The sequence below is a fragment of the Rhizobium sp. WYCCWR 11128 genome (assembly GCF_013416305.1).
Classification (GTDB): domain Bacteria; phylum Pseudomonadota; class Alphaproteobacteria; order Rhizobiales; family Rhizobiaceae; genus Rhizobium; species Rhizobium indicum.
Genome location: NZ_JACCEZ010000001.1, coordinates 836,751 through 849,929, shown reverse-complemented (window position 1 = coordinate 849,929; position 13,179 = coordinate 836,751). Strand labels below are relative to the sequence as shown.

General features: G+C 60.7%; 13 protein-coding genes. 5 read left to right on the top strand and 8 right to left on the bottom strand.

What is annotated here, in order from left to right:
• The first annotated feature begins 72 nt into the window (after positions 1–72).
• Entirely contained in the window at positions 73–1,356 is a 1,284-nt protein-coding gene (locus tag HX898_RS04175) for a pilus assembly protein TadG-related protein (RefSeq protein ID WP_180194071.1), read from the top strand.
• A gap of 121 nt (positions 1,357–1,477) precedes the next feature.
• Here HX898_RS04175 and gor read toward each other — a convergent pair whose 3' ends face one another.
• On the bottom strand, positions 1,478–2,863 hold the full coding sequence (gor, locus tag HX898_RS04170; protein ID WP_138389035.1) for a glutathione-disulfide reductase: 1,386 nt from the start codon (positions 2,861–2,863) through the stop codon (positions 1,478–1,480).
• A 227-nt stretch (positions 2,864–3,090) separates the two neighbouring features.
• On the opposite strand from gor, the gene HX898_RS04165 reads away from it, so the two are divergent.
• Complete coding sequence (locus tag HX898_RS04165; RefSeq protein WP_064648318.1) at positions 3,091–3,303, top strand: hypothetical protein; 213 nt, start codon at positions 3,091–3,093, stop codon at positions 3,301–3,303.
• An 89-nt stretch (positions 3,304–3,392) separates the two neighbouring features.
• On the opposite strand, the gene HX898_RS04160 is transcribed toward HX898_RS04165, so the two are convergent.
• The 3 genes from HX898_RS04160 to rpiA form a co-directional block, all read right to left on the bottom strand.
• Complete coding sequence (locus tag HX898_RS04160; RefSeq protein ID WP_180194070.1) at positions 3,393–3,677, bottom strand: acylphosphatase; 285 nt, start codon at positions 3,675–3,677, stop codon at positions 3,393–3,395.
• Between the two features lie 97 nt (positions 3,678–3,774).
• Positions 3,775–4,338 carry a DUF2059 domain-containing protein gene (locus HX898_RS04155; protein WP_138329250.1) on the bottom strand — a complete coding sequence of 188 codons (564 nt, stop codon included), beginning with the start codon at positions 4,336–4,338 and terminating at the stop codon, positions 3,775–3,777.
• A gap of 15 nt (positions 4,339–4,353) precedes the next feature.
• Complete coding sequence (gene rpiA / locus HX898_RS04150; protein ID WP_003540249.1) at positions 4,354–5,052, bottom strand: ribose-5-phosphate isomerase RpiA; 699 nt, start codon at positions 5,050–5,052, stop codon at positions 4,354–4,356.
• Between the two features lie 225 nt (positions 5,053–5,277).
• Between rpiA and HX898_RS04145 the strand changes: the two genes are divergently transcribed.
• On the top strand, positions 5,278–5,994 hold the full coding sequence (locus HX898_RS04145) for an HAD family hydrolase (RefSeq protein ID WP_180194069.1): 717 nt from the start codon (positions 5,278–5,280) through the stop codon (positions 5,992–5,994).
• Between the two features lie 134 nt (positions 5,995–6,128).
• On the opposite strand, the gene HX898_RS04140 is transcribed toward HX898_RS04145, so the two are convergent.
• On the bottom strand, positions 6,129–8,042 hold the full coding sequence (locus tag HX898_RS04140; protein WP_180194068.1) for a murein L,D-transpeptidase: 1,914 nt from the start codon (positions 8,040–8,042) through the stop codon (positions 6,129–6,131).
• A 94-nt stretch (positions 8,043–8,136) separates the two neighbouring features.
• Positions 8,137–8,403 carry a hypothetical protein gene (locus HX898_RS04135; RefSeq protein ID WP_180193653.1) on the bottom strand — a complete coding sequence of 89 codons (267 nt, stop codon included), beginning with the start codon at positions 8,401–8,403 and terminating at the stop codon, positions 8,137–8,139.
• 61 nt (positions 8,404–8,464) lie between these two features.
• Here HX898_RS04135 and fumC point away from each other — a divergent pair, with 61 nt between their 5' ends.
• Positions 8,465–9,856 (top strand): class II fumarate hydratase, encoded by a 1,392-nt coding sequence (gene fumC, locus HX898_RS04130; RefSeq protein WP_180194067.1) that lies wholly within the window; start codon positions 8,465–8,467, stop codon positions 9,854–9,856.
• Positions 9,857–9,991: 135 nt separating this feature from the next.
• Here the strand turns inward: fumC and HX898_RS04125 are convergent, their stop codons facing one another.
• Entirely contained in the window at positions 9,992–10,825 is an 834-nt protein-coding gene (locus HX898_RS04125; RefSeq protein WP_180194066.1) for a VCBS domain-containing protein, read from the bottom strand.
• A 256-nt stretch (positions 10,826–11,081) separates the two neighbouring features.
• Here HX898_RS04125 and HX898_RS04120 point away from each other — a divergent pair, with 256 nt between their 5' ends.
• Entirely contained in the window at positions 11,082–12,689 is a 1,608-nt protein-coding gene (locus tag HX898_RS04120) for a fumarate hydratase (protein ID WP_180194065.1), read from the top strand.
• A gap of 20 nt (positions 12,690–12,709) precedes the next feature.
• On the opposite strand, the gene HX898_RS04115 is transcribed toward HX898_RS04120, so the two are convergent.
• A complete protein-coding gene (locus HX898_RS04115; RefSeq protein WP_138329242.1) occupies positions 12,710–12,916 on the bottom strand; it encodes a hypothetical protein in 207 nt (68 codons plus the stop codon).
• Between the last annotated feature and the right edge of the window lie 263 nt (positions 12,917–13,179).

Here is a 13,179-nt window from a genome sequence, read left to right as displayed (position 1 = left end):
ACCATGTCGATTTCCCCATATTTTAGACTTTCAATGTAGAACCGCATAGAGTTTCAACATCGGGGAAATGGCATGGCGATCGTTCCGTCCGGCTTCATATCGGACCGCTCGGGCAATTTCGGCATCATGACGGCACTGCTGGTGGTGCCGCTCTTCGGTGCGGCCGGCATGGCGGTGGATTTCGCCCACGCGCTCAGCTTGAGGACACAGCTCTACGCCGCTGCCGATGCCGCCGCCGTCGGTTCGATCGCGGAAAAATCCGGCGCGGTCGCCGCCGCCATGACCATGAGCGGCAACGGCACGATCTCGCTCGGCAAGGACGACGCCCGCAATATTTTCATGTCTCAAATGTCCGGGGAGCTGACCGACGTTCATATCGATCTCGGCATTAATGTCACCAAGACCGCCAACAAGCTGAATTCGCAGGTTTCCTTCAGCGCCACCGTGCCTACCACCTTCATGCGCATCCTGGGCCGGGACTCGATCACGATCTCGGGTGCGGCGACTGCCGAATATCAAACCGCCGCCTTCATGGATTTCTACATTCTGCTCGACAACACGCCTTCCATGGGCGTCGGCGCAACCGCGAACGATGTTTCCAAGCTGCAGGCCAAAACAGGCTGCGCCTTCGCCTGCCATCAGATGGACCAGAGCACCAACAACTACACGATCGCCAAGGGCCTCGGCGTCGCTATGCGCATCGACGTCGTACGCCAGGCAACCCAGGCGCTGACCGATACGGCCAAGACCGAGCGCGTCAGCAGCGACCAGTTCCGCATGGGCGTCTATACTTTCGGCACCAAAGCCGAGGACGCAAAGCTGACGACGATCTCCAGCCCCACATCCGACCTGACGAAGGTGAAGAATTACACCGACACAGTCGACCTGATGACCATTCCCTACCAGAACTACAACCAGGATCAGCTCACGAGCTTCGATAGCGCCCTGACGCAGATGAATACCATCATCGATCCGGCGGGCGACGGCACGTCGAATATCAGCCCCGAAAAGATCCTGTTCTTCGTTTCCGATGGCGTCGGCGACAGCTACAAGCCGTCGACATGCACCAAGAAGACCACCGGCGGCCGCTGCCAGGAACCGATCGACACCTCTTTCTGCAAGCCGCTGAAGGATCGCGGTGTCAAGATCGCCGTGCTCTACACAACCTACCTGCCGCTGCCGAGCAACGATTGGTACAACAAATGGATCAGCCCCTTCCAGAGCGAGATCCCGACGAAGATGCAGGCATGCGCTTCGCCCGGCCTCTATTTCGAGGTGACGCCGACCCAAGGTATCGCCGATGCGATGAAAGCGCTTTTCCTCAAGGTCATCCGCTCGCCGCGCATCACCAGCTAGCGCATCGGCCCGAAAATTGGAATCGATTTTCGGAAAGCACGATACGTCGTTCAAAGAGTTAGAGCGTCCTTTGTGCAGCGGTTCCGGGTCAACGACATGCAGGGCAAAAGCAGGTCGCGGCTCAAATCCGCTTGCCGTCGCGGATCCGATAGCTCGGCGCATACATGGTGACGAGCTCTTCGGCGGCTGTCGGGTGCAGCGCCATTGTCCGGTCGAAATCGTCCTTGGTGCAGCCTGCCTTCAGCGTGACGCCGAGCAGCTGCGCCATCTCGCCGGCATCGTGACCAAGGATATGGGCGCCCACCACCTTGCGGCTCGCCGCATCGACGATCAGTTTCATGATCATCCGCTCGGCCCGCCCGGAAAGCGTCGCCTTCAGCGGCCGGAACTGGGCGCGGTAGACCTCGAGTTCGGGATAACGCTTGCCCGCCTCCTCTTCCGAAAGGCCGACAGTGCCGATCTCAGGCTGCGAGAAGACGGCGGTCGGGATCAGCTCGTAGTCCGGCCGGGTCGGATTGTTCTTGTACTCGGTCTCGATGAAACACATCGCCTCGTGGATCGCCACCGGCGTCAGCTGTACCCGGTTGGTGACATCGCCGAGCGCATAGATGTTTTCGACATTGGTGCGGGAATATTCGTCGACGATAACGGCGCCACGCTCGTCGACGGCGACGCCGGCCGCCTCGAGACCGAGACCTTCGGTGTTCGGATCGCGTCCGAGCGCCAGCATGACGACGCCGGCTTGCAGCGTGCCATTGTTCAGCGTCTCCAGAATGAGCCCGTCCGCACCCTTCGAAACCTTCTGCAGCGTGTCGTGGCAGAGGATGCGGATACCCTTGGCGACCATCGCCTCGTGCAGCCCGCGCCTCAGATCTTCGTCGAAGCGCGACAGGATCTCGGCGCCGCGATAGATCAGCGTCGTCTCGACACCGAGGCCATGGAAGATATTGGCGAATTCGACGGCAATATAGCCGCCGCCTGATATCACGATCGATTTCGGCAGTTCTTCAAGATGAAAGGCCTCGTTGGAGGAAATGCAGAGTTCGTGACCGGGAAGGGCTGCATGCGGGTTCGGCCGTCCGCCGGTGGCGATCACGATCGTCTTGGCCGTCACCGTCTGTCCAGTCTTCAGCAGCCGGACTGTATGAGCATCGACGAGCTCTGCGCGCGTTTCCAGGATTTCGGCATTGGCGCCGGCGAGACCTTTCTTATAGAGGCCTTCCAGACGGGCGATTTCAACATCCTTGGCCGCCACCAGCTTCTTCCAGTCGAAGCTGCTTTCGCCGACCGTCCAGCCGAAGCCCGCCGCATCCTCGAAATGCTCGTGGAACTGCGAAGCATAAACGAAGAGCTTCTTCGGCACGCAGCCGCGGATGACGCAGGTGCCGCCGTAGCGGTATTCCTCGGCGATCGCCACTTTCTTGCCGAGCGAGGCGGCGACACGGGCGCCGCGCACGCCTCCGGAACCGCCACCGATGACGAAGAGGTCGTAGTCGTAGGAAGACATGAGGAGCTCCGGAAGGGAATCGCAGGAAGGATGTTCCTGATATAGGGGCGATCGTCATGAAAACAAAAGCCCGCTCCTGCGTCATCCAGTTCCCATCGCCGAATCTTCATTGTAAAGGGCTGACCCCGGTCACCGTCTGCGGTTGACCCAGTCACCGTTTACGGTTGACCCGGTCGCTCGACGCTGGCAGGCAATCCACGGGCTGGAAAAGAATGGCGGAGCAAAAGATGGATCAAACTCTCTTCAGCAATCTGTGCAAGGCTGGCAAATTCAAGGAAGCGCTCGGCCTCGCCATTCAGGGCCATGAGAATGAAAAATACACGCCGAGCCGCTTCTCGATCGACAAAAAGACGAGACTGCCGATCTTCTATCGTGGCAACAAGCGCGTAGAGCCGGATGAGACGGGTGAATGGCAACTTGCAAAGAACCCGAACCCATAGGGCTGAGTTCCGGCGCATATGCGATGCCAATTGCATCTGCCTAGGATCGGGATGATTTTAGGCCCGATCGGCTCTAGCGATTGCGGCTGTCAGCGGGTAATGCGGAAATCCGTCAGGTTCTTCTCAAGCTGGGCTGTTTCCGTCTCGACGCCCGAAACCGACGCCCCCGAAGGCCCGCGCCTGAGACGCTCGATCATTGTCGTGACGGCGGCGGCGGGTCCTGCGATCACAGCGACGACCGCCCCGTCCTCTTCATTGCGAACCCAGCCCGTCAAACCGAGCCGTACCGCCTCATCGCGCGTCCAATAGCGAAAACCGACACCCTGGACCTTGCCGGATATCCGCACTCGGACGGCCTTATCATGATCGGACATGTCTGCAGTCACCTGAAGCCTCGCCAGCGGCATTTGCCGCACCATAGCAAAAAAGCCCGGACGATGCCGGGCTTTCGCAAATTTGAGGGGGCAGGCCTTACTGCTGGGCAGCCGGTGCCGGAGCTGGAGCAGTCGGGCTGTCGGTTGCCGGCGGCGGCGCCTTGATGACCTTGGAAAGCTCGGCGTTGCTCTGCTTTTCCAGGTCGCGGGAAATGCCCTGCGCCCAGATGTCGGCAGCCTTCGCCGTCTCGCGCGAGGCGACCGGGCCATCGCGCAGCAGCTTCTTGCCGACGTCGGAATTATAGAAGTCGGCGATCGCCTTCAGCTCATCGACGGTGAAGGTCTTGGCATAGGTGAGTGCAGCCTCCTTCTCCAGATCGCCGCGGCGCGGCGCCAGCGCCAGCGCCTGCGCGTCGACCGTCGACGAAATGACGTCCTGGTAGTTCGGCGAATCCTGGATCAGGCCGGCCTTCAAACGCTCGGCCAGACCGGGCAGAATGTTGTCGAACTGGGCAGTGGCGCCAATGGCGTCGATCGCCGCGCGAGACGCCTTCAGCTGCTCCTCGGAGACTTCCTGCGCCTTGACGGCGGAGCCGAAGGCAAGCCCGGAAAGAACGACGGTCGCAGCGGCGAGACGGCCAAGACCTGCAATGTTCATCATGAGTATATGCTCCTGTTATCTGTTTGCCTGCAGCGTGCGCGCACCCGCAGGACCGGCAATGATCGCAAGTGCCGCCATATTGATAAAGAGCCCGTGTTCAACGACGCCGGGTATGGAATTCAGCTCGCTCGAAAGCGCCTCTGCATCAGGAATGCGGCCAAAAGATGCATCGATGATGTGATGGCCGCCATCCGTGGTAAACTCTCCGTCACCCGACTGGCGCAGGTCGAGTTCACCGGAAAGACCAAGCCGGGCCGCGACCTTTTCGATCGCGATCCGCGTCGAGACGAGCCCGAACGGATTGACCTCGATCGGCAGCGCGAAGGCGCCGAGCGTTTCGACCAGCTTGCTCTCGTCGGCAATGACGATCATTCGCTCGGAGGCCGCCGCGACGATCTTTTCGCGCAACAGCGCGCCGCCGCCGCCCTTGATCAGCCTGAGCGCCTGATCGACCTCGTCGGCGCCATCGATCGTCAGGTCGAGTGCCGGCAGTTCGTCGAGCGACTTCAGCGGGACGCCGAGTTCGACGCAGAGCCGCGCGGTTCGTTCGGACGTCGGAACGCCTTCGACCCTGAAGCCGCCCGCGACCTTCTCCGCCAGCAGGCGAACGAATTCTTCCGCCGTGCTGCCGGTGCCGATCCCGAGACGCATCCCGCTTTCCACATGGGCGAGTGCGGCCTCGGCGGCTTTGATCTTCATTTCGCGGGCATCCATGCGCCGCCAGCTCCTGATATTGCGTTGGATGTGCTGTTTACACGGCTCGCCTGGCAAACGAAAGTCAAAATCATCACGGAAAATGAAAAGCCGAAACAGAGGCCTGCAGCCTTCCCGGCCATCGCCGGACGTTGCTTTCCGCCGCATGATCGCCTACCTCAGGGACGATCCATCGTTCCCTTGGACGATCCATCGCTCCTCAAGACGACCATCGCTCAAAGAGACATGCCCTTGACCCCTGTTCCCGCTCGCCCGGCGCTCGTCGTCTTCGATCTCGACGGCACCCTTCTCGATACCCATGTGGATCTGGTCGAGAGCCTGAACCATACGATCGCCGCCCTCGACCTCGAACCGGTCAGCTACGACGACCTCACCCACCTCGTCGGCCAGGGTGCGCGCGTGATGATCGAGCGCGCCTGCCGGCTGCGCGGCCATCCGCTCGAAAGCGACGCCCTGCCGCTGCTGGTCGAGCGTTTCGTTGCCCACTATGCCGGCAACATGCCCGGCCGTACCGAACCCTATCCCGGCCTGGTCGCCGCGATGGACCGGCTGAAATCTCAGGGTTACCGCCTCGCCGTCTGCACCAACAAGATGGAAAGCCTGGCAGTCGGCCTGCTCGACAAGCTCGACCTCACCCGATATTTCGACACCATCACCGGCGGCGACAGCTTCGAATACCGCAAGCCCGACGCCCGCCACCTCACCGGCACCATCGAACGCGCCGGCGGCGACATCGCCCGCACCGTGATGATTGGCGACAGCATCAACGACATCGCCGTGGCGAGGAACGCCGGCGTACCGTCGATCGCCGTGCCTTTCGGTTATTCCGATGTGCCGGTTTCGAGCCTCGATCCGGATGTTATCATCACCCATTTCGATGAGTTGACACCGGAGCTGGTGGAGAGGCTGATCCGCGACTTCGCGGAAAAGGTTGCGGTCTGAGTCCCAGCCGTCCCCGACTTCCGCTGGGTGCCACGCGGCAAGCCCTCTCCACTTTGTTCCCATTCCGTGCTCGCTGCAAAAACAAACCGGGCGGCCCGAAGACCGCCCGTTCGCATAAACCATCAAATCCGATATCAGATCTGCGCCCCACGCGCCTTGCTCGTCGCATCAAAAGCCTTGTCGACGTAGGCGTCGCGGCCATAGACGTCGTCGAAATATTCCACCACGCCGTCCTTGTTCGGCCAGGCGGTGAAGTAGGAGACGTAGACCGGGATCTTCTGCGGCACGCGCACCGCATGGTTCTGCCCGCTGGCGATCTGCTTGGCGACGTCGTCGACCGTCGTGCCAAGCACGGCGGCCGCCATCGCCCGCGGGTCGGCAAGGCGTACGCAACCGTGGCTCAGCGCCCGCATGTCGCGCTTGAAGAAGCTCTTTGACGGCGTGTCGTGCATGTAGATCGCGTGGCTGTTCGGGAACAGGATCTTCAGTTCGCCGAGCGCATTGTCGCTGCTTGGCGGCTGGCGCACCGAAACATTGTTGGTCGAGCCGTACCAGTCGACGCTCGACGAGGCGACGGCGTGGCCGTTCACTTCGACCTCATAACCGAGCTGGTCGAGATAGTTCGGATCCGAGCGCAGCTTCGGCAGCATCTCGTTGATGATGATCGACTGCGGCACGCCCCAGAAAGGGTTGAACTCGACCGTCTCGATTTCGTCGTCGAAGAAATAGGTCTGGTTGTTCTTGCCGCCGACCACCACGCGCATCGACAGCTGTTCCTTGCCGTCATTGTGGTAGTAGACCATGTAGGCCGGCTGGTTGATCATGACGTAGCGGGAACCGAGATCCTCCGGCAGCCAGCGCGCCTGCTCCATGGCAACGACGAGCTTGTCGATCTTCGAGGCATTGGTATCGCCGCCGGTCATGGCGCGCACCGTCGCCTGGCCGATGACGCCATCGGGCTTCAGCCCACGCTCTTTCTGGAAATCCTCGACCAGCGAAACGATGTCGGGCGAATAGTCGATGCTGCCGGCGTAAGCAGCAAGCGTTGCCGCATGATCGGTCTTCAGCGTTTCGGAACCGTGCTTGCCGATCGCCTTGACGATATTGGCGATCTCTGGCGAGCTGTCGCCAGGCCTCAGCAGCCTGTCGAGCGAAACGACGATTCGCTCCTCATTGCCGCCGTCGGCGGCGCGAAGCTTGGCAAGCTCCGCCTTCAGCGCCAGGAATTGCTGACTATCAGGCGAGCGGCTGGCGATGTAGGCGCCGACATCGGGGCTTAGGCGAGCAAGCTTCAGCACCGGGGCCAGATTGACCACCTTGCGCTGGAAGTCGTGATAGCCGGAGATCTTGTTCGGATCGATGCGGCCGCGCACCGTGTCCTGCACGAAGGCGAGCACCTTGGCGGAGAGATCGAGCTCGAACTGTGTCAGCGCCCGGTCGCGGAAGGCGGGATCGGGATTGGCCGGGTCGATATCAGGCGTCTGGACGGCGTAATCCGCCGGGTCGAGACCAACGAAGGACGCATCGGCAAGTACCAGCATCGCCGACTTGGCGCGGTCGTTGATCTGATTGCCCTCGACCCAGACGAGCGGATTGCGGCTGTCGCCGTAATAGGCTTCGAGCGCCTTTGCGACGTCGGCATTGGCGCGCACCTTGGCCTGCGCCAGGAAACGGCGCTGCACGGCCGGCTCGGCGCTGGCATCACCGCTGCCCGAAACATCGGCGACCGCGCCGGTGACGACGGGATCGGCAAACCTGCCGGTGTCGACGAACTGCAGCGTCTCGGTTTTGTAGGTATAATAACGCGGACCGCTCACCTTCGGTAGCGGCGCTTCCGGATCGAGCCCGCCGAGCGAGCCACCGACGCCACCGCGCGAACCCACGCGGCCGGGCGGCATCTGGTCCATGAAGATGGTGCTCTGCGTCCGCTGCCTGTCGCCGCGCAGCATGTCCATCAGTGTATAAGCATGCGCGGGTGCGGCACTCATCATAGCCACGCCGCAGGAAAGTGCCAATGCGGATGCCGCGCTTTTCAAAACGAACGTCATATATCTTCCAGTCCCGGTGTCATGCTGTTCTTGTCACGAGCGCAAGGCTCAAGCTCAAATCCCGCGAAACTCAAGCAGCGTAGGGCCTCATTGATCAGAAACCGGCCTGCGCCGCCAGCGCCGGCGGACTCAATTTTGTGTGACGGAGATCCTGCACGGCGCCGGCCAGCAGTTCACACAAAATTATGAAATTATTAGTTAATTTTTTACCGAATTTTCGCCGCCAGACCAGTCCGGCGAAAACGCCCGAACGCATAAAATTTCCAAAGTGGCTTAAAAGGCACGCCGAAAAGCCAGCGCAAACATGACTGGCAATTTCAATATTTCGCGCGGCGTCCAGTTTTCTTGTCGGACTTTCCAACCTATAAGACCTCATCTTTCGAAAATGCCCGAAAACAGCATGTAAAGGGAAGGCAAGGCCGATGACCGCAACCCGCACCGAAACAGATACTTTTGGCCCGATCGAGGTCGTCGCCGACCGATATTGGGGCGCCCAGGCCGAGCGTTCGCTCGGCAATTTCAAGATCGGCTGGGAAAAGCAGCCGCTGTCGATCGTGCGTGCGCTCGGCATCGTCAAGCAGGCCGCCGCCCGCGCCAACATGTCGCTCGACCAGCTCGATCCTGCCCTCGGCAAAGCGATCGTCGACGCCGCCCAGGAGGTTATCGACGGCAAGCTGAACGACCACTTTCCACTGGTCGTCTGGCAGACCGGTTCAGGCACGCAGTCCAATATGAATGCCAACGAGGTGATCTCCAATCGTGCGATAGAAATGCTCGGCGGCGTCATGGGTTCCAAGAAGCCGGTGCATCCGAACGATCACGTCAACATGAGCCAGTCGTCGAACGACACCTATCCGACGGCCATGCACATCGCCTGCGCCGAGCAGATCGCCCATCACCTGCTCCCGGCCCTCAAGCACCTGCATGCCGCGCTTGACATGAAGGTCACCGAATTCAGCCACATCATCAAGATCGGCCGCACCCACACCCAGGATGCGACGCCGCTGACCCTCGGCCAGGAATTTTCGGGTTACGCGGCCCAGGTCGGCTCCGCCATCAAGCGCATCGAAATGACCCTGCCCGGCCTTTGCGAGCTCGCCCAGGGCGGCACTGCCGTCGGCACCGGCCTCAATGCGCCGGTGGGTTTTGCCGAAAAGGTCGCCGAAGAGATCGCCGCCATCACGGGCATGCCTTTCGTCACTGCGCCGAACAAGTTCGAGGCGCTCGCCTCGCATGACAGCATGGTCTTTTCCCACGGCGCCATCAACGCGGCAGCCGCTGCCCTCTTCAAGATTGCCAACGATATCCGCCTGCTCGGTTCCGGCCCGCGCGCCGGCCTCGGCGAGCTGGCGCTGCCGGAAAACGAGCCCGGCTCCTCGATCATGCCCGGCAAGGTCAATCCGACCCAGTGCGAGGCGCTGACGCAAGTCTGCATCCATATCTTCGGCAACAACGCGGCTCTGACCTTCGCCGACAGCCAGGGCCATTTCGAGCTCAACGTCTACAATCCGATGATGGCCTATAATTTCCTGCAGTCGGTGCAGCTGCTCGCCGACGCCGCCGTCTCCTTCACCGACAATTGCGTCGTCGGCATCGAGGCGCGCGAGGACAATATCAAGGCAGGCCTCGAACGCTCGCTGATGCTGGTGACCGCACTTGCCCCGAAGATCGGATACGACGCCGCCGCCAAGATCGCCAAGACGGCGCACAAGAACGGCACGACGCTGAAGGAAGAGGCCCTCGCCAGCGGCCTGGTGACATCGGAAGAGTACGACGAGATCGTGCGCCCGGAAACGATGATCGGGCCGAAGTAGGAAGGTCGCATAGGCCACAGCCCCTCATCCGGCTGCCGCCACCAACCGGGGTCGAGCCACAGGTCTCGACCCGTCCTTCGGACCCCCGCTCGGGGGGAGAAGGGGATATGCCGCAACGCCTCGACTCCCTCCGGCCTATAGCAAGGCAAACAGCGAAAAATTGTCCATCACGACGGAATTGCCCATGAAATCGAAACGGATTTCTTCAATGTCTTCGAGATTGACCTCGAGAGTGGGGCCGGTGACTTCAAGCTCCTGCTGATAGACGATCTGGCCATCGTTCAGGGCGGTGAGCGTCAGGTGAAAGGGCGCTGCCGACAATTCGGCAATCGAAACGCTCTGAAAGGAGAACTCCCCGCCATCGAGCATTTTCAAGCTTACGGGCGCGGAACCTGGAAATAGGACCGTATCGCTGAAACCGTCCTCGGTGATGGCGTCGACGCCCGGGATGGTATCATAGACATACCCGTTCAGAAGCGTCAGGTCGTGGCTGCCGTTCACCGAAAGTGCAAAGTTGCGGTAGTCAGGCAGAGAGAAATTATCCGCCCTCGAGGTGACGCCCATATCGTCGAAATCCAGGACTTCGTGGTATTTTTCGCCTACGTCGACGCCGTCGATCGCAAGGGTCAGCACGCCGAGGTCCGTGCCCCCTGAGCCATCGGACATCTTGTAGCTCAGCGTCTCGATGAGCTGATCGTATTTCCCTAAATTCTTCACGACGTCGAGCGTGTAGTCCAGCTCATATTCGAAGTGGCCGTCCGGCTTCACTCTGAAGGTTCCGTACTCGCCCTTGATGATCGTTTCATGGTCAGGCCCATGTTTGGCGTCGATACGCACGCCATTGACGAAGCGAGCATACATGTCCGCTCCCTCGGGATCACTGGCGAGGCGCAGCAGATCCCCACGGATCCAATTGTCTTCGAAAAAAACGAGAAGGTCGTCGACAGCAGTTGGCTTTGCATTTGTCATTGTAAGCCCCGGCAAGTTAACGCTGCCGGGAATATGAACTGGCCTCGACCGGAAGGCAACCTGAAGTCGTCTGCTTCGCGAAAAATGTCGACTTCCCCTTTACTTTCACTCGCTTACCGTGTGTGACGTGCCGACTGCAAAACGCGACACGACATGGCCGCCCACTCCAGAGTCCGCCGCATCCTGATTGCTTTTGCCCCGCGGCGGATTTAGACCGGTTCCAATCTAGCGACGCCCTACCAGAAAGGTCACTTCGATGGCTGACGATCTCTTCCCCCTCGGCAAGGATGCCACCCCCTATCGCAAGCTCAGCGGCGACCATGTCTCGGTCGACACGTTCAAGGGCCAGGAGATCCTGACCGTCGAGCCGGAGGGGATCCGCCTGCTGGCCGAAACCGCCTTTGCCGACATCAACCACCTGCTGCGTCCCGGCCACCTGAAACAGCTCGCCTCGATCCTCGACGATCCCGAAGCGACCGACAATGACCGTTTCGTCGCCTACGATCTCTTGAAGAACGCCAATATCGCCGCCGGCGGCGTGCTGCCCATGTGCCAGGATACCGGCACGGCGATCATCATGGGCAAGAAAGGCCGCAGGGTCTGGACCGAGGGCGAGGATAGTGCAGCGCTGGCCCGCGGCGTCATGGACGCCTACGAGAAGAAGAACCTGCGTTATTCGCAGCTCGCGCCGGTCAAAATGTTCGAGGAGAAGAATACCAGAAACAACCTGCCGGCCCAGATCGACATCTACGAGGAAGGCACCGACGCCTACGAGTTCCTCTTCGTCGCCAAGGGCGGCGGCTCGGCCAACAAGACCTTCCTCTACCAGGGCACGCCCTCGCTCTTGACCCACGACCGAATGATCGACTTCCTTAAGGAGAAGATCTTGACGTTAGGGACGGCAGCCTGTCCTCCCTACCATCTGGCGATCGTCATCGGCGGCACCTCGGCCGAGATGAACCTGAAAACCGTCAAGCTCGCCTCCACCCGCTATCTCGACGAACTGCCGACCGAAGGTTCCGAGAGCGGCCACGCTTTTCGCGACATCGAGATGGAGAAGGAAATCCACAAACTGACCCAGCAGATGGGCGTCGGCGCCCAGTTCGGCGGCAAGTATTTCTGTCATGACGTGCGTGTCATCCGCCTGCCCCGCCACGGCGCCTCGCTGCCGATCGGCCTCGGCGTCTCTTGTTCCGCCGACCGTCAGGCCAAGGGCCGCATTACCCGCGACGGCATTTTCGTCGAGCAGCTCGAAACCGATCCGTCGAAATACATGCCCGAAATCGACGAGGCGAAACTGTCGGAATCGACGGTGCGCATTGATCTCAACCGGCCAATGGCCGAGGTGCTCGCCGAACTCTCCAGGCATCCCGTCAAGACCCGCCTGTCCTTGACCGGCACCATCATCGTTGCCCGCGACCTCGCCCATGCCAAGATCCGCGAACGGCTGGAAAAGGGCGAAGGCATGCCCGATTACCTGAAGAACCACCCGGTCTACTATGCCGGCCCCGCCAAGACGCCTGCCGGCTACGCCTCCGGCTCCTTCGGCCCGACGACGGCCGGGCGCATGGATAGTTACGTCGACCAGTTCCAGTCCTTCGGCGGCTCGATGGTGATGCTCGCCAAGGGCAACCGCTCGCGCCCCGTGCGCGAGGCCTGCAAGAAGCATGGCGGCTTCTATCTCGGCTCGATCGGCGGCCCCGCCGCCCGTCTTGCCCAGGACTGTATCCGCAAGGTTGAAGTATTCGAATATCCCGAGCTCGGCATGGAAGCGGTCTGGAAGATCGAAGTCGAAAACTTCCCCGCCTTTATTGTCATCGACGACAAGGGCAATGATTTCTTCCAGGAACTGAATTTGGGGTGATGGGGCAGGCTGCGCCTGCTCTACCGTGCCGACGCCTTATCCGACGCGCTGATGTTCCGCGCCGTGACCACCTCGCCCACGCTCACCACAGCCCCAGCATCGACCCTTGCCAGGATCTCCGTGCGGAAAGCGCCGGCGAAGAAGCCGGTGTGCTCCAGCAGCAAGACGCCGGCGGCAAGGACGGTGAAGGTCAGGATGGCGAAAGAAATATGACGGGAGGTTTCCATGGTCTCACGCCCTGATTTGTGGGCCAAGATCGGGTCCGTTGCAGAAAATACGATCCCCAAAATGTCGAGACTGCAATACGAAACGGCCAAAACCAACTGTCGACAAGATGAATACGGTCTCCAGCAGAGAAGAACTGTAAGTTTTTCAGACACTGTACCCGCTCTGCGAGTATGCACTGCCTCAGTAAAGATACGTTTTTCCATGGAGAATCATAGGTCTGATCGAAGTATTACCCCATGGGGCATTTGTCGTATGTAATCTT

What these genes read in the sequence shown, in the direction of transcription:
- HX898_RS04175 (WP_180194071.1), top strand. Translation starts at nt 73, where the DNA reads ATGGCGATCGTTCCGTCCGGCTTCATATCGGACCGCTCGGGCAATTTC.
- gor (WP_138389035.1), bottom strand. Translation starts at nt 2,863, where the DNA reads ATGTCTTCCTACGACTACGACCTCTTCGTCATCGGTGGCGGTTCCGGA.
- HX898_RS04165 (WP_064648318.1), top strand. Translation starts at nt 3,091, where the DNA reads ATGGATCAAACTCTCTTCAGCAATCTGTGCAAGGCTGGCAAATTCAAG.
- HX898_RS04160 (WP_180194070.1), bottom strand. Translation starts at nt 3,677, where the DNA reads ATGTCCGATCATGATAAGGCCGTCCGAGTGCGGATATCCGGCAAGGTC.
- HX898_RS04155 (WP_138329250.1), bottom strand. Translation starts at nt 4,338, where the DNA reads ATGATGAACATTGCAGGTCTTGGCCGTCTCGCCGCTGCGACCGTCGTT.
- rpiA (WP_003540249.1), bottom strand. Translation starts at nt 5,052, where the DNA reads ATGGATGCCCGCGAAATGAAGATCAAAGCCGCCGAGGCCGCACTCGCC.
- HX898_RS04145 (WP_180194069.1), top strand. Translation starts at nt 5,278, where the DNA reads ATGCCCTTGACCCCTGTTCCCGCTCGCCCGGCGCTCGTCGTCTTCGAT.
- HX898_RS04140 (WP_180194068.1), bottom strand. Translation starts at nt 8,042, where the DNA reads ATGACGTTCGTTTTGAAAAGCGCGGCATCCGCATTGGCACTTTCCTGC.
- fumC (WP_180194067.1), top strand. Translation starts at nt 8,465, where the DNA reads ATGACCGCAACCCGCACCGAAACAGATACTTTTGGCCCGATCGAGGTC.
- HX898_RS04125 (WP_180194066.1), bottom strand. Translation starts at nt 10,825, where the DNA reads ATGACAAATGCAAAGCCAACTGCTGTCGACGACCTTCTCGTTTTTTTC.
- HX898_RS04120 (WP_180194065.1), top strand. Translation starts at nt 11,082, where the DNA reads ATGGCTGACGATCTCTTCCCCCTCGGCAAGGATGCCACCCCCTATCGC.
- HX898_RS04115 (WP_138329242.1), bottom strand. Translation starts at nt 12,916, where the DNA reads ATGGAAACCTCCCGTCATATTTCTTTCGCCATCCTGACCTTCACCGTC.